Genomic DNA, 25,048 nt, shown 5'->3' with positions numbered 1-25,048 from the left:
AATTATATGGATTCTAAAATTAAAATTCTATCCGATAAAATAGCAAAAGCACATCTTGGAGGTGGTACAGCACGCATTGATAAACAACATAGCAAAAAAAAGCTAACTGCCCGAGAACGCATTAATTATTTATTAGACGAAAGTTCTTTTGAAGAAATCGGAATATTAGTGACCCACCGTACAACCGATTTTAACATGCAGAAAGAGCAATATTACGGCGATGGTGTTATAACAGGCTACGGTACGATTCTTAATAGATTAGTGTATGTTTTTGCTCAGGATTTCACAGTTTTTGGTGGCTCCCTTTCAGAAACTCATGCTGAGAAAATTTGTAAAATAATGGATCTCGCTTTAAAAATGGGAGCCCCGTTAATTGGTCTAAACGATTCCGGTGGTGCACGAATACAAGAAGGTGTTCGTTCTCTTGGCGGATATGCAGAAATATTTCATAGAAATGTAAAAGCTTCTGGTATTATCCCTCAAATTTCTGCCATTATGGGACCTTGTGCTGGTGGCGCCGTGTACTCTCCCGCCATTACCGATTTTACAATGATGGTAGAACACACTAGTTATATGTTTGTTACAGGACCAAATGTGGTAAAAACGGTAACCAATGAGGAAGTTTCTTCAGAAGCATTAGGTGGCGCACATACCCATGCAACTAAATCGGGTGTGGCACATACCACTTCTACTAACGACGTGGAATGTTTAGAGGCTATTAAATCACTACTAACTTATTTACCTCAAAATAACACAAAAACAACAACTAAAATTCCAACAGAATTAGGCGATGAAATTAGAACACAACTCACAGATATAATACCGGTAAATGCCAACAAACCATACGATATGCATTTGGTAATACACGGTATTATAGATTCGGATTCCTTTTTTGAAATTCATAAAGATTATGCACAGAATATAATCGTAGGTTTTGCCCGGCTTGGAGGAAGAAGTATAGGTATAGTGGCCAATCAGCCATTATATTTAGCGGGTGTTTTAGATGTAAACAGTTCTAAGAAAGCCGCTCGTTTTACACGGTTCTGTGACAGTTTTAATATTCCGCTTTTAGTTTTAGTAGATGTCCCTGGGTTCTTGCCTGGAACAGATCAAGAATGGAATGGCATTATTTCTAATGGCGCTAAATTATTGTATGCTTTAAGCGAAGCTACCGTACCTCGTGTTACCGTAATCACAAGAAAAGCATACGGCGGTGCCTACGATGTTATGAATTCTAAACACATAGGAGCAGACATGAATTTTGCATGGCCAAATGCCGAAATTGCCGTTATGGGTGCCAAAGGGGCAAGCGAAATTATTTTTAAAAGAGAAATTAACGAAGCAGACGATCCCATTTCTAAGTTAGCAGAAAAAGAAACCGAATATGCTAAAACTTTTGCAAATCCCTATCGTGCTGCAGAACGTGGCTTTATAGATGAAGTTATTCTACCACAAGATACCAGAAGGAAATTACTTAAAGCATTTAGTATGCTCGAAGAAAAGAAAGTAGACTTACCAAAACGCAAACACGGTAATATTCCATTATAAATAATTATAGTCAAAAGAAAAGCCTCTAAAACAGTTACTGTTTTAAAGGCTTTTCTAATAGATATCTGTTCTTATATTTTAGCTTGATACGTATACAAATCGTAATATCGACCTTGAGATGCTATAAGTTCGTCATGAGTTCCTCGCTCTTTAATACGCCCTTCTTCAATCACTAAAATCTGATCTGCTCTACGAATGGTACTTAATCGGTGTGCAATTACAATGGTGGTTCTATCTTTAGTTAATTCATTCAAACTTTTCTGAATAAATCCTTCACTTTCGGTATCTAAATTAGAAGTTGCTTCGTCTAAAATAATCACTTTCGGATCGGCTAAAATAGCTCTTGCAATAGCGATACGCTGACGTTGACCACCGGATAATTTAACACCGCGCTCCCCTATTAAGGTATCTAATCCATCATCAAAACGATCTGTAAATTCACTCACATAAGCAGAATCTACAGCTTGTAAGAGTTCTGCTTCCGTAGCGTTTGGCCTCGGAAATAAAATGTTTTCTCGAATGGTACCTTCAAACAAGAATTCATCTTGTAATACTACTCCCAAATGTTTTCTAAAACTTTTTAATCGCACTTGAGATAAATCGTAACCATCTACAGATACCACACCTGATTTCGGATTTAAAAACGTAGCAGATAATCCAGCGATAGTCGATTTTCCAGAACCAGAGCTCCCCACCAAAGCCGTGACAGAACCCGATGGTGCGTCGAAACTAATATTATGTAGGACGTTTTTTCCTTCTTCATAAGCAAAAGAGACATCATTAAAAACCAAATCGCCTTTCATATTTTCAATATCTACATTGCGATTTTCGTTGTCGTCTTCAGCTTCCATATTCATCAGTTCTTCGGTACGATCTAAACCTGCCAATGCCTCTGTTAACTGACTTCCGATATTACTCATCTGAACAATTGGTGCAATCATAAATCCTAGCAGTAACGTAAAGAACATAAAATCTCCAATAGTTAACTCGCCTTGCATGATTTTATAACCACCAATTCCCATAATACCAGTAGAAGCAATTCCTAAAAGAAATGTAGACGAACTGGTCATAACTGCAGTTGCTGTTAAACTCTTTTTTACATTTTGAAACAATTTATCGACTCCCGATTCAAAGGCTTTATTTTCCTGATCTTCGGCATTAAACGCTTTAATCACTCGAACACCGCTAAGAGTTTCTGTTAAACGTCCAGTAACTTCGGCATTAATTACACCACGCTTTCTAAAAATAGGCCTGATATACTTAAAAGCTTTTAGGGCTAGCACCCCAAATACAGCAACAGGAACTAGAACAAACAGCGTCATAGACGGACTAATTCTAATTAATAAAACTAATGAAATAATAGCGGTAAATGTCCCACCAACCAATTGCACTAAACCAGTCCCAATTAAATTTCTAACACCTTCTACATCCGTCATAATTCTTGATACTAAAACGCCTGACTTTGTATTATCGAAAAAGCTAATCGGTAAAGACAGCACTTTTTTCTGCACTTTAGCTCGTAATTCCGATATTAAATATTGCGCTTGTACACTTAAAATTTTGGTCAATAAAAACGAAGTTACGGCCTGTACTAATATGGCGCCACCAACTACAGCCAACATAGAATATAACTGATCGTAATCTCGGTTTGGAATAATATCGTCAAGTAGCACTTTACTTTTCCAGGGTAAAATTAAGCTTGCTAAACGGCTAAAAACGATTAAAATTAAGCCTATAAATACTAGATTACGCTTAGGCCAAATAATGGTTTTAAAGGCTTGGACCATACTTACCTTTGAAGCCTTTTTTTTATCCCCTTTTATGGGTTGCTTATAATGTCTCATAATTTTATTTAGGGTGTAAAGATAATTTTACTGACTAAACTATTGGTCATTAAAGCAGAAAATTAATATTAAGACTTTCATAAAACGTTTACGTGTTTATATTGGAATTATTAACTTGAACACTCTTAAAAAAACGCACATATTATGGAATATAGAGCATTAGGAAATTCAGATTTAAAATTATCAGCAATCACTTTCGGAGCTTGGGCCGCTGGAGGATGGATGTGGGGAGGAACCGAACAAAACGATGCGGTTAAAGCCATGCAATCGGCATTCGATTACGGAGTTACAACCATCGATACTGCTCCCATTTACGGTATGGGACACAGTGAAAAAATTGTAGGTGAAGCCATTAAAGATTTATCTCGTGACCAAGTTCAGATTGTGACTAAATATGGTTTACGTTGGGATGCCACCGATGGTGAATTTTATGTAAACTCTCAAGATAACGATGGTAAAGACATTGCTATTTATAAAAACGCAAGAAAGGCAAGTATTATAAAAGAATGCGAAGACAGTCTAAAACGCTTGGGTACAGATTATATCGATTTATATCAGATCCATTGGCCAGATAAAACCACCGAAATTCAGGAAACAATGGAAGCGGTAGCCCAATTAATTAAAGAAGGTAAAGTACGTTATGCAGGAGTTTCTAATTATAGTGTAGACCAGTTAAAGGAGGCTAAAAAGTATGTCGATATTGTATCGAATCAAGTGCCATATAGTATGGTAAATCGTGGTATAGAATCGGATCTTATACCTTATGCACTAGAAAATAACACGTCTATTTTAGCTTACAGTCCGTTACAACGTGGACTATTAACAGGAAAAATGAAGGCTGGACACCAGTTTTCTGAAGGAGATCACAGAAAAAACTTGGCCTTTTTTAAGGATGAAAATTTAAAACAAACGACACAATTTTTAGATAAATTAAAACCTCTTGCCGAGGATAAACACGCAACACTCTCTCAACTGGTATTGAGATGGACTATCGAACAGCCGGGAATAACAATAGCATTGGCTGGGGCGAGAAATGCCGATCAGGCAATCTCGAATGCCAAAGCTATAGATGTAAAATTATCTTCAGAAGAATTAGAATTTATAAACAAGCATCTAAATCAGGTGAAATTAGATTTAGACTGAAATTAAGATTTAAATCTTTATATAGATTTTATTAATTATAATCTCATTAATTTATAACCCTAAATTAATGAGATTATACTATTGGAAATGCTACTTTTGACGCATGCAAAAAATCAAAAAGGAATCTCAATTCGAGTTTGTGGCATTAATGGCTTCATTAATGTCTATAGTCGCACTTTCGATAGACGCTTTATTACCTGCTTTTCCGCAAATTGGATTAACCATAGGAAACCAAAACAGCACCGATTTACAATCTTTAGTCACCATGATCTTTTTAGGTTTTGGTGTCGGACAATTAATTTTAGGTCCGCTTTCCGATAGTTTTGGAAGAAAACCGCTTATGTATTCTGGCTTTGCAATTTTTATATTTGCAAGTTTAGTCTGTATTTATTCTACGTCGATAGAAGTTATGCTTATTGGACGTGTTTTTCAAGGTATCGGACTTTCTGCACCGCGAACTATTTGTATCTCTATAATTAGAGATTCTCATAAAGGCGATTATATGGCAAGAATGATGTCGTTTGTTACAGCATTCTTTATCCTTGTTCCTGTAATAGCTCCTGCCTTAGGATTATTTATATTACATCACTTTAATTGGCAAAGTATTTTTTATACACAGATCTTTTTTGCCATTATAGTTACGTTTTGGTTTTGGAAACGGCAACCAGAAACCTTGCATCCTGAATTTAAAATACCTTTTAATAACAAGGTGTACTTAAACGGATTTAAAGAATTAATTCGATATAAAGAAGCCATGGCATTTACTATGGTTTCCGGTTTTATTACAGGTGCGTTTATGGTGTATTTAAGTTCGTCTCACCATGTTTTTGAAGATCAATATGGTATGGGCGATAAATTCCCGTATGTGTTTGCAGGCCTAGCAACTACCATTGGAATATCTACTTTATTAAACGGTACTTTAGTGGTGCGGATTGGGATGCGAAGATTAGCCTTCTTATCACTTTGTGTATTTAGTTTGGTCTCTACCACATATGTCGTTTTATTCTGGGGAAAACCAAATCCAAGTTTAACTGTGCTTATTCCGTTTTTAGGAAGTTTGTTTTTTGCCTTAGGTTTTCTATTTGGAAATATAAGAGCTATTGCCATGGAACCTATTGGGCATATTGCAGGAATTGGAGCGGCAATTACAGGATTTATATCTACTTTAATTGCCATTCCGATTGCAACCTTTATCGGTTCGTTTATGACTGATACTGCATTACCGCTATTTGTAGGTTTTTCTATTTGTGGCAGTTTATCTTTGGCAACTTTTATCGTAATGAAACGTCATATATTATATCGAAAACTTAATTTTCGTTCGCATTAGGGATAGAAACGGCATCCTTTTTATGTGCTTTTTACATAAAAAGATATAGTGGATAGCCCGACTTTTTTAACAAAAAAGAATGCCCAAATTAAAGTATATATAGTTGTTAGTTGAAAAACTAGCTCACTTGGAGTATCTAGTAAATTATTTTATCTTTATAAGAATGAAAATAAGCAGTTTACATATTTGGGGAATCTATCTAGGACTTTTTATCTTGTTACAGTCGTGTAGCTCTATTTCTTATTTTAAGAAAAACGATTTACAAGGTGTAAATACTATGGACCAACACACCTATTTCCTGAATACTGCAGGAGACTCCATACTATTAAAAGAACAATATTTCGAATTCACTAAAAATGGTAGAGTAGAATATTCTTACACCTTAAACGCCGATCAAGACACTATACAAACCACTGAAAAGAAGTTATTTTTCGATAAACAAACCTTCCCCAATTTACCGAATTATTATTGTAAAACGCGATGGAAAACCAATCAAAGAGAGCGCATAAGTTGCTATTCGCAAAAGAAACATAAACAGAACGAAAAGATTGTGCACTATTCTAAAACTGGAAAAATATTAAAAAGTGTAGACCATTTTAAAACATTTAATACGCATTATTACAACTATAAAAACGACGATTTACAGAGTATAGTGATCAAAGACAAATCGGATAACGTATTAGACTCGATTGTTACCAAATGCTTGAAATCTGATGTTAAGAACAATTGCATTATTAAAGAACAACGCCACACGTTAACGGATAGTTTAAAGCGGATTTACAGGACCATATCTTACTAATTATACCTCGCGTTTAACGGGAACTAGCGCACTTTTTTTTATCTGAATAAAGCCAAGAGCATTAAGGACTTTCATAATCGCATAAGTTACATCTAGCTCGTACCAGCGTACGCCGCCAAAATTAGCACGTCCACCATATTTATGGTGATTATTATGATACCCCTCTCCCATCATTAAAAAATCGAAAGGCAATAAGTTTTTAGAAGTGTCGCTCACTTTAAAATTTACATAACCATAAATATGAGCAAACCAATTAATAATTACACCGTGAATAGGCGCCATAAAAAAGGCTACGGGTAAAAATAACCATTGCCACCATTCGGTTGCAAAAAAGATAAAAAATGTAGTGTATAAACCAGCCCAAACCAATCTAGATACGCGAGAGCTTGCAAAATTATCGAAACGTTTCCATTGCGGTACGTTCTTGGTAAATTTAGCATCGACAGGAACACGTTGTTGATTAATATCTTGGTAAATTGTTTTTGTACGCCACATCATAGAAAACACATTACTGTCGTATTTAGGAGAATGCGGATCCTTTTCGGTATCGGCATAAGCATGATGCATTCTGTGCATTACACCATAACCATAAGCGCTTAAGTAATTAGATCCTTGGCAGATCCATGTTAAAACATAACAGACTTTCTCACCAAGTTTAGACATTCTAAAGGTTTGATGTGCTGCATATCTGTGAAGAAAAAATGTCTGAAAAAACAAACCAGAGTACCACAGAATAATCATGAAGATAATAATTGTCATTTGCTAAATTTTATACTAGCAAAGAACCAAAATTATTAGGACTAAAATCTGAACATAGGTTAAGAAATTCGTTTTCTTATCCGACTTAACGCTTGGGCGGTGACTCCAATATAGGAGGCTATATATTTTAATGGAATGTCTTTTAACAAATTTGGGCGTTCTGTAAATAAATTTAAATACCGTTGTTCTGCGCTTTCATTTAATAAAGACTGCTCTCGTTTGGACTTGATTAAAAATAAGCGTTCAGAAGATAAACGACCAATTAAGTTCCCAACTTCGGTCTTAGCATAAACTTCCTGCAAGTCGGTATAAGAAACACTCCAAATGGTTAAATCTGTTAAGGCTTCTAAGGCGTATAACGACGGTTTTTGGGTTAAAAAAGAATCGTAAGCACTTATAAATTCATTTTCGAAGCAAAATCCAAAGGTAACATCCTTTTCCTCGTCTTCATTCGGAATTAAAAAACGAGCGATCCCTTCCCCGATAAAAGAAATATAACGTTCGGTTTCGCCCACATTTAAAATACGTTGGCGCTTTTTAAATGTTCGTGTTTTAAGTTTTGAAGAAAACAATTTCCAATCGGCATCACTTATTGATACTGTAGATTCTATATAATCTCTGATTTCAATCATGTATCACTTACTAATTTTACTTTTTTAGGAATGCTAAATTTATGAATTTCATCTTATTTCAACGCCTAATTCTAATATGTTTTATGGTCTCTTATTTTAATGACAGGAACCTATTTTAATTTCTAAAACTACAGGCCTTATCACAAGAAAAAAACTTAAATAAAAATAAACTTTTCTTTTGATTAAGTCAGAATAATTATTTCAAAGCTTATAGTTTAATAATTAAAAGAAAAAAGTATCAAAAAACAGTTGAATTCTTAAAAACCAATGCCCTATCGCCTAACTATACTAAATATATTTTCATAAATTTATGGTGGAAAAAAAATTATATTACATGTCTATACTTATCACCAACATAAAACAGCTAGTACAAACACGAACTCACGGAATTTCTAAAGTTTCTGGTGAAGAAATGAATGAACTACCTTTAATAGAAAACGCTTATTTATTAATTGAGCATGACACTATTGTAGAATACGGCTCGATGAAAAATATAGGTGGCATTATTGCCGAAAAAACTATTGATGCTACCGGGAAAATTGTGTTACCCGCCTGGTGCGACTCTCATACGCATTTGGTGTATGCAGGAAGTAGAGAACAAGAGTTTGCAGACAAAATAATAGGTTTGAGTGCCGAAGAAATTAGCAGTCGAGGCGGTGGTATTTTGAATGCGGCAGAGCTAATAAAAAACACTGCAGAAGACGATCTTTATGATCAAGCTGTAGTCCGTTTAAAAAATGTCATGCAATTAGGAACGGGTGCTATTGAAATTAAATCCGGATATGGCATAACTTTAGAATCGGAACTAAAAATACTTCGTGTTATAAAACGATTAAAACAGGATTTCAATATTTTAGTTAGACCGACCTTTTTGGTATCTCTAGCAATCCCAGAAGTCTATAAAGACAATAAAGCGGGATATATAGATGAAGTAGTTAATACCATAATTCCAGAAATAGCCAGAGAACAATTAGTTAAATATATAGACCTTTTCTGCGATGAAGGTTATTTTACTTTAGAAGAAACAGATCGTATTTTGGAAGCTGGTGTTAAACACAGTATGGTACCTAAACTACACGTTAATAAATTTAGTGCCGTTGGAGGTGTTGCCTTAGGAATTAAACATAATGCAAGATCTTTAGATCATCTTGAGCAAATTAAACCTAAAGATATAAAAGCTTTAAAAGATAGTCGCGCCATGCCTGTTGCATTACCGGCCTGCTCCTATTTCTCTAATGCGCCATACACACCAGCAAGAACGATAATAGACTCTGGTTTACCTCTAGCCATTGCTAGTGATTATAATCCAGGAACTTCCCCAAGTGGAAACATGAATTTTGTAGTGAGTACAGCATGTATTAAAATGAAAATGACTCCGGAAGAATCTATAAATGCCGCGACAATTAATGGAGCTTATGCTATGGGCGCTCATAAAATGTTTGGAAGTATTACTAGAGGTAAAAAAGCTAACGTCATAATTACCAAAGAGATACCTGATTACAAATATTTACCATATGCCTTTGGAGAAAATAACATTGATACAGTTATTATTAACGGAATAATTGTAGAATAAATCAAATTAAACATAAAAAAATCCCGAATGATTTAAAACCATTCGGGATTTTTTTATGCGTTATTTATTTTTACTTCAGCGTAAAATCTGAAGAAGAAATCAAATTTTTATCATTATAAACATTTACAATATAACGACCTTCTTCAAACTTTTCATCGTCTTTAGGCGCGACAAATTCACACACATTTAAACTAATATTTTCATAGTTAAAACGACTAATAGTACTATAATTTAAGAATTTTTCTCCAAAAACAACTTGTTCATTTACGCCTAGCACATTGTTTTTAGGGTCGATTACTTGTATATATAATTCTTGATCTCCCGCAGGCACTAAAGTGTTTTTCCCTACAGTAAAACAAACTCTAAGTTTATCTGTACGTCTAGCACGCTCGGTAGGAATAAGTTTACCAGAATTACGTTCTATAACACCGAATCCTTTTAAGTTATCGGCACTTAAAACCGTTGCACTTTCTACAACTTCGGCTAATGCCGTATTTTGCATAAGTAACGAATCTGTAAATACATTACGCTCTTCTAATCGTGTTCGTGTACTGTCTAAAGACGTTGCTAACTGATTGTTCTTCGCTTTTAATTGATTGTTTTCGGTTAGCAAAATATCCATTTCCTTTTGTAAATTCAGATATTGTTGCTTGTATTTCCATAAACTTTTCACATTAGTTTCAGAAATCTGAAGCGAATCCATTAAGCCTTGTATACGAGTTCGGGCTTCAACTAAATTATTATTAGCAACCTTATTTTCGCTAATAGCCACATCGTATTGCTTGGCCATGTTGCTTAAATCTGTCATCACTAATTGTTTTTCTTCTTTTAAATGCGCCTCCGTTTCGTTTTTCTTTTTCATAAGATCAAACGTATAAAAAGCTGTTCCTAAAAATAAAACTAAAGCGATACCTAAAGCTATTTTTAATCCGTTATTTGATGTATTCTGTTCCATAGTTGTTTGTAAAATGATAGTATCTAATTGGTTAACTTATTAATAGTTCCATTCCATTCTAATAATATTAAATATAAGTTCTTAAAACAAAAAAAACTGTACTTTTAAGATTTAATTAACCGTATTAAAAATGGATAAACTAGTTGTTTTTGATAATTCTGATCTTTTAAGATTTTTAAGCATTCGCCCATACGAATCTAAATTTGGAGAATACGTAAATCTTCTCCCTCCAGACTGTAATATATACGAGCATATAAAGCATTTAGACGTTGACTATGTGTTAGTCGGACTCCCAGAAGATATTGGGGTATTCGCTAATCATGGGACGCGGGGCGCTTCAAGCACTTGGGACACCACTCTGAAAAGCATTTTAAATGTTCAGAAAAATGATTACACCTTTCCAGAACGTCTTTTAATACTAGGCTATTTAAATTTTGAAAAAGAACTTGAGAAAATCGGTCTGTTAGACCGCTCTATAGATAAAGAACTTGCGAAATCTAGAAAAATTGTATCTAAAGTAGATAAACATGTTTCGCATTTAATTTACACAATTGTTAAGGCTGGTAAAAAACCTATTATTATTGGTGGCGGACAAAACAATAGCTACGGAAATATTAAAGGTACCGCTCTCGCCTTAAACGCACCTATTAATGTTATAAATTTTGATTCGCAAACAAATTTTAGATCCGAGGAAGGCAGACATAGTGGTAATGGTTTTACGTATGCGTTTACAGAAGGGTTTTTAAAGAATTACTACATCTTTGGACTACATGAAAGTTATATAACTCATACCATTTTAAAGACCATTAAAAAGCTGAATCATATTAAATACAGTTCGTACGAAAATATGGAGATTAAGCAATCGTCTTCATTTAAAAAGGAAATACAAAATGGATTAACTTTTATTCAAGACAAACCTTTTGGTATAGAAATAGACTGCAATGCTATTGAAAATATTAGTAGCAATTCCATGTCTTCAAGCGGATTTAGTATTAAAAAAGCGAGACAATTTACACATGTTTTCGGAAAGCAAGACCACGCCCAATATTTACATATATGTGAGGCCTCTCCAACCGAATCGAATGCAGATCAGATTGGTAAACTTATTACGTATTTAATTACAGATTTTATGCAAGCGAATTTAAAATAAATTTATATTTTAACTATTAATCAATATTTTAAATCATGAAACATATCATTTATATTCTTTTAATATCTGTCAGTTTATTTAGTTTTAAATCGTTTAATTCTGCCGATGTAGTGCCTAAAACCTCTATTTCGGAAACGGAAAACAGAACTAAAATAATTCCGATATCGCATGCTACTTTTGTTTTAGAAATTAAAGATCTTACTATTTATGTAGATCCAGTTGGTGGCTTAGAAGCTTTTAAAAATCAAAAAGAACCAAACCTTATTCTTATCACAGATATTCATGGGGATCATTTAAATATTGAAACTTTAGAAAGCGTTACAAAGTCTCATACCACATTAATGGCGCCACAAGCAGTTATAGACAAATTACCCGATCACTTAAAACTACAAACCCAATTGATTACTAACGGAGAAACTAAAACTTTCAAGCATATAACTATTGAAGCCATCCCGATGTATAATTTACGTCCCGAAGCTCTTAAGTACCATGCGAAAGGTAGAGGAAACGGTTATGTACTAAACAACCAAGACCAGCGTATTTATATTTCAGGAGACACTGAAGATATCCCTGAAATGAGAGCTTTAAAAGATATTGACATTGCGTTTGTATGTATGAATTTACCTTATACTATGCCAGTAAGCAGCGCCGCCGATGCTGTTTTAGAATTTAAACCTAAAGAAGTTATTCCTTATCATTACCGCGGGACAGACGGTATGAGTGATGTAAATGCGTTTAAAAGACTAGTAGAATCGAAAGATAACGAAATAGAGGTTACTTTACTTGACTGGTATTCAAAAAATTAACAAATAAATTAAGACGAATTTAAGATAATACATTTATATTTACATATTCAATTACCTAAATTAAACATTAACCCATGTCGTTTTCAGGTTTACATACAGTTTTATTCAGTAGTAACTTAGGGCTATTGTTTATAGAAAAAGGTATCGTTATTGGCTTATCTATAACCGTAGGAATTTTTATAATTTTATTACTTTTCGGACTTAGAACAACTTATAAACTCAAAGCGGAAAGTAAACGTCTTGAAAAATCTAATCTAGAAGAACTAGACGATGAGAAGAAAAAATATAAAGATTTCACAGAGGGACATTTATACAATAACAACTAATATGTTTATTTCTAAAAACCAAAAAACAGCCTGCTATTAGCAGGCTGTTCTTTTTTATATAATAGCCGATAACGTAATTATTATCTCACTAGTTTCTTATACTTAATACGTTTTGGCATTAAATCACCACCTAAACGTTTTTTCTTATTCTCTTCGTACTCACTAAAACTTCCTTCAAAAAAATACACTTGACTATCGCCTTCGAAAGCTAAAATATGCGTACAAATTCTATCTAAGAACCATCTGTCGTGACTAATAACTACAGCACAACCAGCAAAGTTTTCAAGACCTTCTTCCAGAGCTCTTAATGTATTTACATCTAAGTCGTTAGTAGGCTCATCTAAAAGTAATACGTTACCTTCTTCTTTAAGTGTCATCGCTAAATGCAAACGGTTACGTTCCCCTCCAGAAAGTAATTTCACCTTTTTATTTTGCTCTCCTCCAGAGAAGTTAAAACGACTTAAATACGCTCTAGAATTTACTTCTTTACCGCCCATTAAAATCAATTCTTGCTCGTCGCTAAAGTTTTGCCAAATGGTTTTCTCAGGATCAATATTGGTATGACTTTGATCGACATAAGCGATTTTCGCAGTTTCACCAACTTCAAAAGAACCTTTATCCGGCTCTTGTTCGCCCATAATCATTCTAAAAATCGTGGTTTTACCAGCACCATTCGGACCGATAATTCCAACAATTCCTGCTTGAGGTAAATTGAAGTTTAAATCTTCATACAATAACTTATCATCAAAACCTTTACTGATGCCTTTAGCTTCAATAACATTGGTTCCCAAACGTGGACCATTAGGAATATAGATTTCTAATTTTTCGTCAAGTTGTTTCTGATCCTGACTCATTAATTTATCGTAGTTGTTCAAACGTGCTTTTTGCTTAGTCTGACGTCCTTTTGCACCTTGACGTACCCAATCTAATTCACGTTCTAACGTTTTCTGACGCTTAGAAGCTGTTTTGCTTTCTTGTGCCATACGTTTAGATTTTTGATCTAACCAAGATGAGTAATTTCCTTTCCAAGGAATACCTTCACCTCTATCCAATTCTAAAATCCATCCTGCCACGTTATCTAAAAAGTATCTATCGTGCGTTACTGCAATTACAGTTCCTTTATATTGCGCTAAATGTTGTTCTAACCAATGTACCGATTCGGCATCTAAGTGGTTGGTAGGCTCATCTAAAAGCAATACATCTGGCTCTTGTAAAAGCAAACGACATAAAGCTACACGACGACGCTCACCACCAGAAAGTACTCCAATTTTCTTATCGCCATCTGGAGTACGTAACGCATCCATAGCAATCTCTAATTTAGTATCTAGTTCCCAAGCATTCGAAGCGTCAATCTGATCTTGAAGTTCGGCCTGGCGTGCCATTAACTTATCCATTTTGTCTGCATCAGAATACACTTCTTCCAATCCAAACATATCGTTAATTTTGTTGTACTCGTCAAGTATAGCTACCGTTTCCGCAGCACCTTCACGAACAATTTCCATTACCGTTTTATCTTCGTCTAACTTTGGTTCTTGCTCTAAATAGCCCACAGAATAATCCTGAAGAAATGTAACATCTCCTTGAAAATTCTTATCTACGCCAGCAATAATTTTTAATAAAGTTGATTTTCCAGAACCATTAAGACCTAAAATCCCAATTTTAGCTCCGTAGAAAAAACTTAAATAAATATTCTTTAAAACAGGTGTATTCGCACCTGGAAATGTCTTGGTTAACCCAGACATCGAAAAAATAACTTTCTTATCGTCACTCATAATTATACTCTACCTTTTAATGCGTTAAATACCCAAGCAATAGCAAAAAAACCTATGCCAACAGCCGCAAATCCCCAACCTGCGACATCTTCATATCTAAAAGCTCCTAAAGCGATTAAAGCTAATCCTACTACAATCATAATGGTTGTTGCCCAAGCTAAAACCGTATTTTTATTCATTGCCATAATTTGTAATTCTTAATATTAGTGCGCACATGTATATAGCAAAAGCTATAAAAACATAAGGTTATCCATTATTTTTTTAATAATAAAGGATGCCTCCTCTCTCTTTTGCGCAAGTTCAACTACAAATATCGCATTTTTAAGATTAATTCTAAATTATTTATAATAACATTATTAAATGAATTCTAATAAGTCATAAATTTTCAACCGTAACGTATAATTTACGACAACTTTAAATCACTATACTTACTAACTAATAATCAGTTTATTAATCAAAAACTCTCCCAAGAAAAACGACATTTAAAACCCTTAAACTCTAACCTGTTAACAACCTTTTGCCAAAAACACATGGTGTTACCGCATATTAAAAAACTAAAAAAGCTATATATCTGTTTTACAATATTTTACAACCGATTATTAAAAAAATGAGAATTAACGTATTTTTCACGTCTATAAACCATAAATAATCTAAAAGTCCACTTACATTTGCACCTTATTTTTTATCACTCTTATAGATTATTTATAAATGAATAAAGCATTACTATCATTAGCTATTGGTGGCTTTGGAATTGGTTTAACCGAGTTTGTTATTATGGGAATTTTACCTGAAATCGCTACGGCTTTCGACATTAGTATTCCTACTGCCGGTCATTTTATTTCTGCTTATGCCTTAGGAGTAGTTGTAGGTGCTCCTGTATTAACCGGAATTGGTAGTAAATACCCAGCCAACCGTGTCCTTCTAGCCTTAATGATTTGGTTTACGGTATTTAATACGTTATCGGCGTTTGCAACAGGCTATAATTCTTTTATCACGTTACGCTTTTTATCAGGTCTACCCCATGGTGCCTTTTTTGGAATTGGTTCTGTAGTCGCAGGACAATTATCTAAACCCGGAAAGCAAGCTCAAGGTATAGCCATTATGTTTAGCGGACTGACATTCGCGAATCTATTAGGTGTGCCATTAGGTACTTATTTGGGAAAACATTTTAGCTGGAACTTATCGTTTTTATTAGTTGGTTTGGTTGGCGTATTAGTTGTTTTGTCTGTAAAATTATGGATGCCATTATTGAAAAAATCTTCGGAAACTCGCTTTTTGGAGGATCTAAAAATATTTAAACGCGTAGAACTTTGGTTAATTATTCTTTTAACGACTATCGGTACAGGTGGATTTTTTGCGTGGTATAGTTATATCTCGCCATTAATTACCGATGTTGCCGGACATGCTCCAGAAATGGTATCTGTAGCCATGATCTTAGCTGGACTCGGCATGGTAATTGGAAATTTTATAGGTGCTAAACTCGCTGAAAGATTTTCTCCCATTCATGCGATAATAATTATTCTGAGTTGTATGACTTTCTGTTTGGCTTTAAACACAGTTCTTGCATCAGATAAAGTCATGATTTTAGTTATGACATTTGTTATTGGTGCGGTAACGTTTTGTATTTCCACACCAATACAAATGCTTATTATAAAAGCCTCTAAAGGTTCTGAAACTCTGGGATCTTCACTTAATCAGAGTGCATTTAATATAGGTAATGCCTCTGGCGCCTATTTTGCCGGCATCCCTATTGCCATGGGATACGGTTACACATCTGCCGATTGGGTTGGAGCAGCCATGGCGGGTAGCGGTGTTTTAATCGCCTTAGTCATTATTATGCTACGAAAACGAAACAAACAACAGGAGAAATTAGAAAATTCGAATTCGTAGGCCTTCTAGATATTATGAGTTTAGAAGCGCATAGGTACTTCAATAATCAATACTGACGCCTGGCTTTTTGATGTTATTTTAAAGGTTTCCGTTTCACTAACACCTATGGCGTCTCTTGTTTCTAATTCGGTGTTTTCAATTTCAATCGTGCCGTGAATAACTAACACATAGGCACCATGATGTTCGCTTTTTAAATTGTATGAAAATTCTTTTTCTGCATCTAAATCTATTCTAGAAATTTTAGCATCCTGATGAATTTTCAAAGAACCGTCATGATCTTCATCTATAGAAGTTACTAACGTTTGTAGTTTATTTTGGCGGTTAGACACATCAAATGTCTTCTGTTCATAACGTGGCGCTACATTTTCTTTATTAGGCATCACCCAAATTTGAAACAAATTTAAATGTTCGTCTATAGAGCCATTAATTTCTGAATGTTCTACCCCTGATCCTGCACTCATAACTTGGACTTCACCTGGCAAGACAGATTCCCAAGTGTTTCCCATAGAATCTTTATGCTTCAACTCACCTTTTAAAGGGATGGTTATAATCTCCATGTTTTTATGCGGATGCGTTCCAAACCCCATCTTTGGAGCAATAATATCGTCGTTTAAAACACGTAATGCTCCAAAATTCATACGATCTTTATTATACCAATTTGCAAAACTAAAAGAATGATTCGCTTGTAACCATCCGTGATTTGCAAAACCTCTTGAATCTGCTTTATGTAGTATCGTTTTCATCTTTTTAAATTTTTCAAATTATTATTCAACCTAATTCATCTTATCTTATCTAACAAATCACTTAATTGACTAGCTTCTTCATCAGACAAATTCTTTAAAACATCTTTCCGTTGCGCTTTAGAAATTTCTTCTAATAGCTTTAATCCGTCTTCAGTAATCTTTATAAAAACAACTCTCCTATCTTCTGAACAAGGTATACGATCAATTAAATTCTTAGCATATAACTTATCCATTAACCGTGTGGTATTTGGAGAACGTTCTACCATACGCTCCTTTATAGTTTGAACCTTTAAAGGTTGATCTGCACCTCGTAATATGCGTAAAATATTATACTGTTGAGCCGAAACTTTAAAAGGTTTAAAAAATGTATTCTGATAACTACTAATCCAATTTGCTGTAAACATTATATTTAGCATCGCTTTTACTTTATTGTTTGGAAAAGTAGAATGGATGTCTTTAGAAAAATCTCCCATAGTATTCTTTATTTTAAACAGCTATTAGTAACTGGTCTATAAAAAGGCTTCAAACGCCTTCACCTCTTTTATAAATAATGCATTTAATTCTGAGTTCTTAATTCTACCTTCGGCGAAGTTGTCGTAAAATGATGGTAAAGAAAAAAAAGCCACTATGCTCGCGTCATGACGTGGAAACCTATCCTTTGCCATGTCTAAAACCGATTGTCCGCCTCGCGCTCCTGGAGACGTTGCCATTAAAAACATGGGTTTACTTTGAAAGGTCTTAGCCTCGACTCTAGATAGCCAGTCAAACATATTTTTAAACACCGTTGTATAAGCACCATTATGTTCGGCCAACGAAATTAATAGACCATCAGAATTTTTAATCAAGTCAATCATACGATTGGCATGTTCCGGAAAACCGTGTTCAGATTCGTGATCTACGCTGTACAATGGTAATTCAAAATCATTTAAGTCTAAAACAGTTACTTCTGCTTTCTCGACTAAACTAGATGCGTAGCTAACAAATTGTTTATTAATAGATTGTTTACTATTACTTCCTGCAAATGCGATTACATGTTTCATATTACTGTTGTGTTTTTTTATTAAATATATAAGAGATTATTAATAAGATTAAAGCGACTAGAGCTGTCATTTGGCCGCCATCACCTATCATATAATGAGCAAAAAATGCTAAAATAAAGGCAAAGAAAAAGCCTGAATATGCCCACTCTTTTAAAGTTGTTAATTTAGAATTCCAAATCGCCATTAGTCCAAGTAACTTGGCCACTGCATACGGATAAATAATATAGGTTGGATATCCAAAATTAGTAAACATCTTAGCAACAGCTTCATGTTTAAAAAAGTACATGTACACAGAAAACAACAGTATTAATGTTAATAATCCCGTGGATACATAAAAAATAATTTTATTTCTTTTCATCTTGATTGGTTTTAATGAGAGACAAATATACAACAAAATATTTATATTTACCTAGGAATATATTTCCATGTAACATAAATGACATAAAATTAATTTTCTGATTATTAAATTTGAAACTTTCGTATTTTAGCCACAAATTGATTTTACATGGATATCAACTTCAACAAAAACGAAGATCACAATAAACTTTTACTCTCCGATTTAAGAAGACGCTTCGCCAAAGTGAGTCTTGGTGGTGGCTTAAAACGTATAGAAAAACTTCACAGCAAAGGTAAACTTACGGCTAGAGAACGTATTGATTACTTACTAGATTCCAATAGCAAAAGCATTGAAATTGGTGCTTTTACCGGAGAAGATATGTACGAAGAACATGGTGGATGTCCTTCCGGCGGCGTTGTCGTAAAAATTGGTTATATACAAGGCAAGCAATGTATAGTCGTAGCAAATGATGCTACCGTTAAAGCTGGTGCCTGGTTTCCCATAACCGGAAAAAAGAATTTACGCGCCCAAGAAATTTCAATAGAAAATAAACTTCCTATTATTTATTTAGTAGACAGTGCAGGTGTGTACTTGCCTTTACAAGACGAAATTTTCCCTGATAAAGAACATTTCGGACGGATTTTTAGAAATAATGCACAAATGAGTAGTATGGGCATTACTCAAATTTCGGCTATCATGGGAAGCTGTGTTGCTGGAGGTGCGTATTTGCCCATAATGAGTGATGAAGCGCTTATTGTAGATAAAACTGCGAGCATTTTTTTGGCGGGAAGTTATTTGGTTAAAGCTGCTATTGGCGAATCTATAGATAACGAAACTTTAGGTGGAGCAACCACACATTGTGAAATTAGTGGTGTAACCGATTATAAGGCTAAAGACGATAAAGACGCTCTAGATAAAATAAAATTTATAATTGATAAAATTGGTGATTATGATACTGCTGGATTTAGCAGAAAAGACGCCATAAAACCCAAAGAAAATCCACAAGATATTTACGGAATTTTACCTAAAAGCCGATCTGACCAATACGATATGAAAGCTATCATTGCGCGTTTGGTAGATAATTCTGAGTTTGAAGAATACAAAGAAGGCTTCGGAAAAACAATTATTACCGCCTATGCAAGAATCGATGGTTGGGCCGTGGGAATTGTAGCAAATCAGCGACAATTGGTAAAAACAAAACAAGGCGAAATGCAATTTGGTGGCGTTATCTATAATGACAGCGCGGATAAAGCAACACGATTTATTGCCAATTGCAATCAGAAAAAAATTCCTTTAGTATTCTTACAAGATGTTACAGGATTTATGGTGGGATCTAAATCGGAACATGGTGGTATAATAAAAGATGGTGCAAAAATGGTTAACGCCGTAAGTAATTCGGTGGTACCAAAGTTCACTATTATTATTGGTAATAGTTATGGCGCTGGAAACTATGCCATGTGTGGTAAAGCTTACGATCCACGACTTATCGTGGCTTGGCCAAGTGCAGAGCTTGCTGTAATGAGTGGAAATTCCGCCGCCAAAGTATTACTACAAATCGAAACCGCTTCATTAAAAGCAAAAGGAGAAACCATTACTCCGGAGAAAGAACAAGAATTGTTTGATCAAATTAAATCGAAATACGACAAACAAGTATCTCCATACTATGCAGCGGCTAGATTATGGACAGATGGCATTATAGATCCATTAGATACCAGAACATGGATTTCTATGGGTATAGAAGCCGCTAACCATGCACCTATCGAAAAGCCATTTAATTTAGGTGTAATTCAAGTTTAAACTAGAATTCAACTTCAATATTTATTAAAATTCAATTGGAACTATTATAATTTTATGAAAAAAACTACAAATTTATTACTTACTGCACTTATGCTTATTGCCTTTACAGATAACTGTAATGCACAACTGTGGAAAAAACTTAAAGAAAAAGCCGAAGATGTTATTGTAAAAAGCGCGGAAAAAGAAATAGACAAAACCATTAATGGAGATTCATCTTCTAATGATGAAGACGTTCAAGGTGTAGAAAAAAATGATACTGAAAGTAAGACTACTGTTGAAAACGATAGTAATGAAGATTTAAGCCTGGACAGTCCAGAAGTTTGGAGAGACTTTCGATTCGTTTCCGGAGAAAAGGTGATTTTTTACGATGACTTAAGCTCTGAACAGGTTGGGGAATTTCCTTCGCGTTGGGACCTTGTTAGAGGTGGTGCTGAAGTGGTTAAAATTAATGGCGAAAAAGCAATTATATTGGTTGCTGAAACTAGTAATATTATAACACCTTTATTTACAACTAAAGATTATTTAGGAGATGAATTTACCATTGAATATGATATTATGATACCAAATTTGGAGGAAGAAAAAATTTGGTATATGAAACATGAATTACATTTTAATGACGCTTTTAGAAATAGTGATGCTGAATTTGAAATAAAAAGTGCCGCAAGAATAGAAGGATGGGCCGCGAATAGTAACTTTAAAATGGAAAGTATTTCTGTAGGTACGCAAAACGCTTGGCACCACATCGCTATATCTTATTATAAAGGTAAGTTTAAAATGTATTACGACTCTAAGCGTGTCTCTAATATTCCAAGGTTCGATATGGAACCAAGTATGTTCAGTATTGGCTTAATGTGTTACTCTAAAAACGAAACTAAACATCCATATTTAGCCATAAAAAATATTAAAATTGCTCATGGTGGAGGAGAAATGTATAATAGAATTGTGGCCGACGGAGAATACGTAACTAACGGTATTATTTTTGACAGTGGTAAATCTAAAATTAAAAGTAGCTCACTAGGAATTATAAATCAAATGGTGAATATTTTACAAGACAATCCAGATTGGAAATTTGATATTATAGGGCATACAGATAGTGATGGCACAGATGCAACCAACTTAACACTGTCTAAAGAAAGAGCTAATGCAGTTAAGGAAGAAATGGTAAATCAAGGTATCGCGGCAGATCGATTAAATGTAATTGGTAAAGGAGAATCACAACCTTTAAACACAAACAGTACACCTGAAGAAAAAGCAAATAATAGACGTGTTGCTTTTATTAAGAAATAGAAAGTAAGCGCTCTAATTAGTATAAAAAAGCCACAAATTCACGTGATAATTCGTGAATTTGTGGCTTTTTTTAAGTTATATCAAGTAAGTTATTTAAGTAACTCTAATGTCTTTTTACGCTGAATTTTTCTATTTGGCGTTTCTACAAATTTATCTACAAAATAGACTGCCTTAGGAATTTCATTCTTTTCTAGATTGGCATAAATGCTTTCATCTATATCTCTTTCTTCCCCTTCAATGACTAAGATTAAACGCTCTCCCAATTTATCGTCTGCTTGTCCTGCAACAAAAAAGCGTTCAGAAATACCACTAGTTAAATGTTTTTCAATTTGTTCTGCAAATAATTTCAATCCGCCCGAATTAATCACATTATCAATTCTACCAATCAATTTAAATTCATTTTCAGAACGCATTACAGCCACATCATTAGTTTCTAAAGCACCATCAAATAAATAATCTGCCTCTAGAACTAAACAATCTTTGTCGTTAACAGACACTTTTACATTAGGCATTGCTGTATACCAATCTGATTTGTCAGAACCGTTTAATGCTCTATACGCAATATGACTAACTGTTTCTGTCATTCCATAAGTTGAATAACATTTTGTTTCTACACCTTGAATATCTTCCAATAATTTATGTGGCACCGCAGCTCCACCTATTATTAAAGCCTTAAAATGATGAAGTTTAGGCAATAAATTTTCGACTTGTAACGGAATCATAGCACCAAAATGGTAAGTTTTGGTAGTATCGAAAACCGGTGTAATTTTAGGAGGAACAACATCTAATTCTAATCCTAAAATCATGGCACGAACCAGCATCATACGGCCTGCGATAAAGTTAAAAGGCAAGCAATGTAATAAACTATCTCCTGGACGTAAGTTAAAAGCATCACCTGTAGCAATAGCAGAATTTACCATCGCTTGTTTTTTTATTTTTATCATTTTAGGTTCTCCAATAGACCCCGAAGTTTGTACGGAAACAAAATCATTTTTATCAAGCCAAGCTTGTAAAAAATCACCTAATCTTTTTTGGTGAGGCTCTCCTTCTTTTATAAAACAATAAGCAACTGTCTTTAATCCTTCTGCATCGTAATAGCGACCATTTAGTTTAAATTTTAAATGAATTTTATCATAAGTCGGTATTTTGCTTTCTACTGCTGTTATCATAAGAAATAGTATTTATAGTAATTTAATTATTTGTTTATAGATGTTCGTTTAGAGCCGGTTCAGAATTGGGTTCTATAACACGTCCTGTTAATTTTTCTTTCCAATCTGTCCATTTGTATTTCTTTGAAAAGATAAAAAGTAAAATTGGAAAAATAACAAACACAGGAAGAAATATTTCGATAAAACTTGCTTCTCCTGGATCTGAAATATCTTTAAAAATAGAATATGTTTGTAATGCACTCCAATCTGAAGTTACCAATAAGGCCGTGAATAAATTATTGGCAGCATGGAAGCCTAGAGACAACTCCATTCCTTCGTCCATTAACGTTAAAACACCTAAGAACAATCCTGTACCAATATAGTACACCATTATGGTATAGCCTAACTGAGCTACTTCTGGATTGGCAATATGTAAGCCTCCAAAAATTAAAGATGTCAATATTAAAGGAATCAATTTCGATTTAGTAATCACTCCAATTCCTTGCATTAAATAACCTCTAAACATATACTCTTCGAAGCTGGTTTGAAACGGTATTAACACCAATGCAATAACAAGTAGAATTAAAAATTTATTAAGCTGAAAATTATATAAGTAATTTTCAGGAGACATAGTGTAATCAATTATAATAAACAAAGACGATAGTCCTCCCCATACAAAAAACGAAAAGAACACACGTTTCCAATCAATTTTAGATCGGGTTGTGGTTAATTTTAAAATTGGTAATTTATGTACATACTTTACGGCGACAAATAAAAATATTAATCCACCTAAAAAGGGCAACATCACAAAAATTAAATTCAAATTCGATTCGAATAATCCCATGAGGTAATTGGTATCTTCCATTTTAGATAAATCGACATCGCCTTGCATGGTTTTTATACTAATTGCCACAAGATGTGGAATTGAAAATATAAAAACTCCTGCGATAGCTATGATGACACCAATAATATAACTCCACCAATCTGTTAATCCTTTATATGCTTGACTTATATACATGTTTTTTTATTCTAAATTATACTTCCAACTATGTTCTGGTAGGTACTGCAACGTCCCATTTTTAACGTGCAATGGTGAATCAAAATTATTAGTAAACAAACCGCCAGTCCCCAAACCTTGTGGCAACGGACTTTGTAAGTTATAGGTGTATTGCGCAATAGCATTTAAACCAATATTGCTTTCTAAAGCACTAGTAATCCACCAACCTATACCTTGCTTTTCGGCTATAGAGATCCAAGAATCACTACCTTGAAATCCACCAACTAAACTTGGTTTTAAAATAATATATTGTGGCTTAATCCTATTTAAAAGTATGTCTTTATCGCTTTGATTAAAGACACCTATCAGCTCCTCATCCAGAGCAATGGGTAAAGGTGTACGTTCGCACAAATTGGCCATAACTTCAATTTGACCAGCTTTAATAGGTTGCTCAATAGAGTGTAAACTAAAATCTGATAATCTTTTTAACTTTTCCAAAGCTTCACTCGGACTAAAAGCCCCATTGGCATCGACACGCAATTCTATTTCCGAAGCCGAAAACTCTTTACGAATAGAGTTTAACAAATCAATTTCCGTTTGAAAATCTATAGCTCCAATTTTCATTTTTATACAGTTAAAACCTGCATCAAGCTTTTCCCTAATTTGCGCTTTCATATACTGCGCACTTCCCATCCAAATTAATCCATTAATAGCAATGGCATCTTCTCCTTCTGTGAATTTTGAAGGACATAATAAAAACGGATGTGCACCTGCCAAAGATTTAAACGCCATTTCTAATCCGAATTGTATACTCGGAAACTCAACCAACTCGACTAATAGCGCTTCTAAACCTAAATGAATATGCTGACAAGTCCAATTTAATTTTTCTTCATAATCTGGTCGATCATCTGCAGATAAACCTCTAAAAACGCCACACTCCCCTACACCTGTCTTACCAGAATTATCTAAATGAATAAACCATGTTTCTTTAGTTGTAAGCACCCCTCTAGATGTGCCACTTGGCGTATTAAAATTTAAAATGTATTTGCGATATGTTGCTAAAATCATAAGATCAAAAATAGTCAATTATTTTCTCAAAACAGATACTATAACCCCGATAAAAGCGCATAAAAAAGCCTTAAAAAATTTATTATAAATCTTTTAAGGCTTTAAGG

At 34.2% G+C, this 25,048-nt stretch carries 24 protein-coding genes; 11 read left to right on the top strand and 13 right to left on the bottom strand.

Annotated features, from left to right (window positions below):
- Nucleotides 1-6 precede the first annotated feature (6 nt).
- A complete protein-coding gene (locus tag ACKC83_RS13310; protein ID WP_434035886.1) occupies nt 7-1,548 on the top strand; it encodes an acyl-CoA carboxylase subunit beta in 1,542 nt (513 codons plus the stop codon).
- A 71-nt stretch (nt 1,549-1,619) separates the two neighbouring features.
- Here the strand turns inward: ACKC83_RS13310 and ACKC83_RS13305 are convergent, their stop codons facing one another.
- On the bottom strand, nt 1,620-3,392 hold the full coding sequence (locus ACKC83_RS13305; protein ID WP_434035885.1) for an ABC transporter ATP-binding protein: 1,773 nt from the start codon (nt 3,390-3,392) through the stop codon (nt 1,620-1,622).
- Between the two features lie 144 nt (nt 3,393-3,536).
- Here ACKC83_RS13305 and ACKC83_RS13300 point away from each other — a divergent pair, with 144 nt between their 5' ends.
- The 3 genes from ACKC83_RS13300 to ACKC83_RS13290 all read left to right on the top strand — a co-directional run bounded on the left by ACKC83_RS13300 (nt 3,537) and on the right by ACKC83_RS13290 (nt 6,661).
- A complete protein-coding gene (locus ACKC83_RS13300; RefSeq protein WP_434035884.1) occupies nt 3,537-4,535 on the top strand; it encodes an aldo/keto reductase in 999 nt (332 codons plus the stop codon).
- A gap of 103 nt (nt 4,536-4,638) precedes the next feature.
- A complete protein-coding gene (locus tag ACKC83_RS13295) occupies nt 4,639-5,862 on the top strand; it encodes a multidrug effflux MFS transporter (RefSeq protein WP_434035883.1) in 1,224 nt (407 codons plus the stop codon).
- A gap of 163 nt (nt 5,863-6,025) precedes the next feature.
- Nucleotides 6,026-6,661, top strand: a complete 636-nt coding sequence (locus ACKC83_RS13290) for a hypothetical protein (RefSeq protein ID WP_434035882.1) — start codon at nt 6,026-6,028, stop codon at nt 6,659-6,661.
- Here ACKC83_RS13290 and ACKC83_RS13285 read toward each other — a convergent pair whose 3' ends face one another.
- Both ACKC83_RS13285 and ACKC83_RS13280 read right to left on the bottom strand, forming a co-directional pair.
- The gene (locus tag ACKC83_RS13285) at nt 6,662-7,420 is read right to left on the bottom strand and encodes an acyl-CoA desaturase (protein WP_414034347.1); all 759 of its coding nucleotides are present in this window, start codon (nt 7,418-7,420) and stop codon (nt 6,662-6,664) included.
- Between the two features lie 59 nt (nt 7,421-7,479).
- On the bottom strand, nt 7,480-8,052 hold the full coding sequence (locus tag ACKC83_RS13280) for a Crp/Fnr family transcriptional regulator (RefSeq protein WP_414034346.1): 573 nt from the start codon (nt 8,050-8,052) through the stop codon (nt 7,480-7,482).
- Between the two features lie 334 nt (nt 8,053-8,386).
- On the opposite strand from ACKC83_RS13280, the gene hutI reads away from it, so the two are divergent.
- Nucleotides 8,387-9,625 carry an imidazolonepropionase gene (gene hutI / locus ACKC83_RS13275; protein WP_434035881.1) on the top strand — a complete coding sequence of 413 codons (1,239 nt, stop codon included), beginning with the start codon at nt 8,387-8,389 and terminating at the stop codon, nt 9,623-9,625.
- A 70-nt stretch (nt 9,626-9,695) separates the two neighbouring features.
- Here hutI and ACKC83_RS13270 read toward each other — a convergent pair whose 3' ends face one another.
- Complete coding sequence (locus tag ACKC83_RS13270) at nt 9,696-10,580, bottom strand: chromosome partitioning protein ParA (RefSeq protein ID WP_434035880.1); 885 nt, start codon at nt 10,578-10,580, stop codon at nt 9,696-9,698.
- A gap of 130 nt (nt 10,581-10,710) precedes the next feature.
- On the opposite strand from ACKC83_RS13270, the gene ACKC83_RS13265 reads away from it, so the two are divergent.
- From ACKC83_RS13265 to ACKC83_RS13255, 3 genes are all read left to right on the top strand, one after another.
- Nucleotides 10,711-11,730, top strand: a complete 1,020-nt coding sequence (locus tag ACKC83_RS13265) for an arginase family protein (protein ID WP_434035879.1) — start codon at nt 10,711-10,713, stop codon at nt 11,728-11,730.
- Between the two features lie 35 nt (nt 11,731-11,765).
- A complete protein-coding gene (locus ACKC83_RS13260) occupies nt 11,766-12,536 on the top strand; it encodes an MBL fold metallo-hydrolase (RefSeq protein WP_434035878.1) in 771 nt (256 codons plus the stop codon).
- Between the two features lie 74 nt (nt 12,537-12,610).
- Entirely contained in the window at nt 12,611-12,862 is a 252-nt protein-coding gene (locus ACKC83_RS13255) for a hypothetical protein (protein ID WP_434035877.1), read from the top strand.
- An 80-nt stretch (nt 12,863-12,942) separates the two neighbouring features.
- Here the strand turns inward: ACKC83_RS13255 and ettA are convergent, their stop codons facing one another.
- Both ettA and ACKC83_RS13245 read right to left on the bottom strand, forming a co-directional pair.
- Nucleotides 12,943-14,634, bottom strand: a complete 1,692-nt coding sequence (gene ettA / locus ACKC83_RS13250; protein WP_414034340.1) for an energy-dependent translational throttle protein EttA — start codon at nt 14,632-14,634, stop codon at nt 12,943-12,945.
- A 2-nt stretch (nt 14,635-14,636) separates the two neighbouring features.
- Nucleotides 14,637-14,819, bottom strand: coding sequence for a CAL67264 family membrane protein (locus ACKC83_RS13245; RefSeq protein WP_057779529.1), 183 nt, complete (start codon nt 14,817-14,819; stop codon nt 14,637-14,639).
- A gap of 523 nt (nt 14,820-15,342) precedes the next feature.
- Here ACKC83_RS13245 and ACKC83_RS13240 point away from each other — a divergent pair.
- The gene (locus ACKC83_RS13240; protein WP_434035876.1) at nt 15,343-16,524 is read left to right on the top strand and encodes an MFS transporter; all 1,182 of its coding nucleotides are present in this window, start codon (nt 15,343-15,345) and stop codon (nt 16,522-16,524) included.
- Nucleotides 16,525-16,544: 20 nt separating this feature from the next.
- Here the strand turns inward: ACKC83_RS13240 and ACKC83_RS13235 are convergent, their stop codons facing one another.
- Genes ACKC83_RS13235 through ACKC83_RS13220 form a run of 4 tightly spaced genes read right to left on the bottom strand, consistent with a single transcriptional unit; the run spans nt 16,545 to nt 18,665 of the window.
- Nucleotides 16,545-17,267 carry a pirin family protein gene (locus tag ACKC83_RS13235; RefSeq protein WP_434035875.1) on the bottom strand — a complete coding sequence of 241 codons (723 nt, stop codon included), beginning with the start codon at nt 17,265-17,267 and terminating at the stop codon, nt 16,545-16,547.
- A gap of 35 nt (nt 17,268-17,302) precedes the next feature.
- Nucleotides 17,303-17,740 carry a MarR family winged helix-turn-helix transcriptional regulator gene (locus ACKC83_RS13230; protein WP_434035874.1) on the bottom strand — a complete coding sequence of 146 codons (438 nt, stop codon included), beginning with the start codon at nt 17,738-17,740 and terminating at the stop codon, nt 17,303-17,305.
- Nucleotides 17,741-17,776: 36 nt separating this feature from the next.
- Entirely contained in the window at nt 17,777-18,307 is a 531-nt protein-coding gene (locus ACKC83_RS13225; RefSeq protein WP_434035873.1) for an NADPH-dependent FMN reductase, read from the bottom strand.
- 1 nt (nt 18,308) lies between these two features.
- A complete protein-coding gene (locus ACKC83_RS13220; RefSeq protein ID WP_434035872.1) occupies nt 18,309-18,665 on the bottom strand; it encodes a DoxX family protein in 357 nt (118 codons plus the stop codon).
- A 147-nt stretch (nt 18,666-18,812) separates the two neighbouring features.
- Between ACKC83_RS13220 and ACKC83_RS13215 the strand changes: the two genes are divergently transcribed.
- The gene (locus ACKC83_RS13215) at nt 18,813-20,441 is read left to right on the top strand and encodes an acyl-CoA carboxylase subunit beta (RefSeq protein WP_434035871.1); all 1,629 of its coding nucleotides are present in this window, start codon (nt 18,813-18,815) and stop codon (nt 20,439-20,441) included.
- Nucleotides 20,442-20,495: 54 nt separating this feature from the next.
- Nucleotides 20,496-21,728 (top strand): OmpA family protein, encoded by a 1,233-nt coding sequence (locus tag ACKC83_RS13210; protein ID WP_434035870.1) that lies wholly within the window; start codon nt 20,496-20,498, stop codon nt 21,726-21,728.
- Between the two features lie 89 nt (nt 21,729-21,817).
- On the opposite strand, the gene ACKC83_RS13205 is transcribed toward ACKC83_RS13210, so the two are convergent.
- From ACKC83_RS13205 to ACKC83_RS13195, 3 genes are read right to left on the bottom strand one after another with little or no spacing between them, the layout of a single operon-like run.
- Entirely contained in the window at nt 21,818-22,897 is a 1,080-nt protein-coding gene (locus ACKC83_RS13205) for an AMP-binding protein (protein WP_434035869.1), read from the bottom strand.
- A 34-nt stretch (nt 22,898-22,931) separates the two neighbouring features.
- The gene (locus ACKC83_RS13200) at nt 22,932-23,894 is read right to left on the bottom strand and encodes a lysostaphin resistance A-like protein (protein WP_434035868.1); all 963 of its coding nucleotides are present in this window, start codon (nt 23,892-23,894) and stop codon (nt 22,932-22,934) included.
- 6 nt (nt 23,895-23,900) lie between these two features.
- Complete coding sequence (locus tag ACKC83_RS13195) at nt 23,901-24,938, bottom strand: o-succinylbenzoate synthase (protein ID WP_434037782.1); 1,038 nt, start codon at nt 24,936-24,938, stop codon at nt 23,901-23,903.
- Nucleotides 24,939-25,048 lie beyond the last annotated feature (110 nt).

This window comes from Formosa bonchosmolovskayae (assembly GCF_051016085.1).
Lineage (GTDB): Bacteria > Bacteroidota > Bacteroidia > Flavobacteriales > Flavobacteriaceae > Formosa.
Note: the sequence above shows the minus strand (reverse complement) of the source record. Positions and strands in the feature narration are given on the sequence as shown.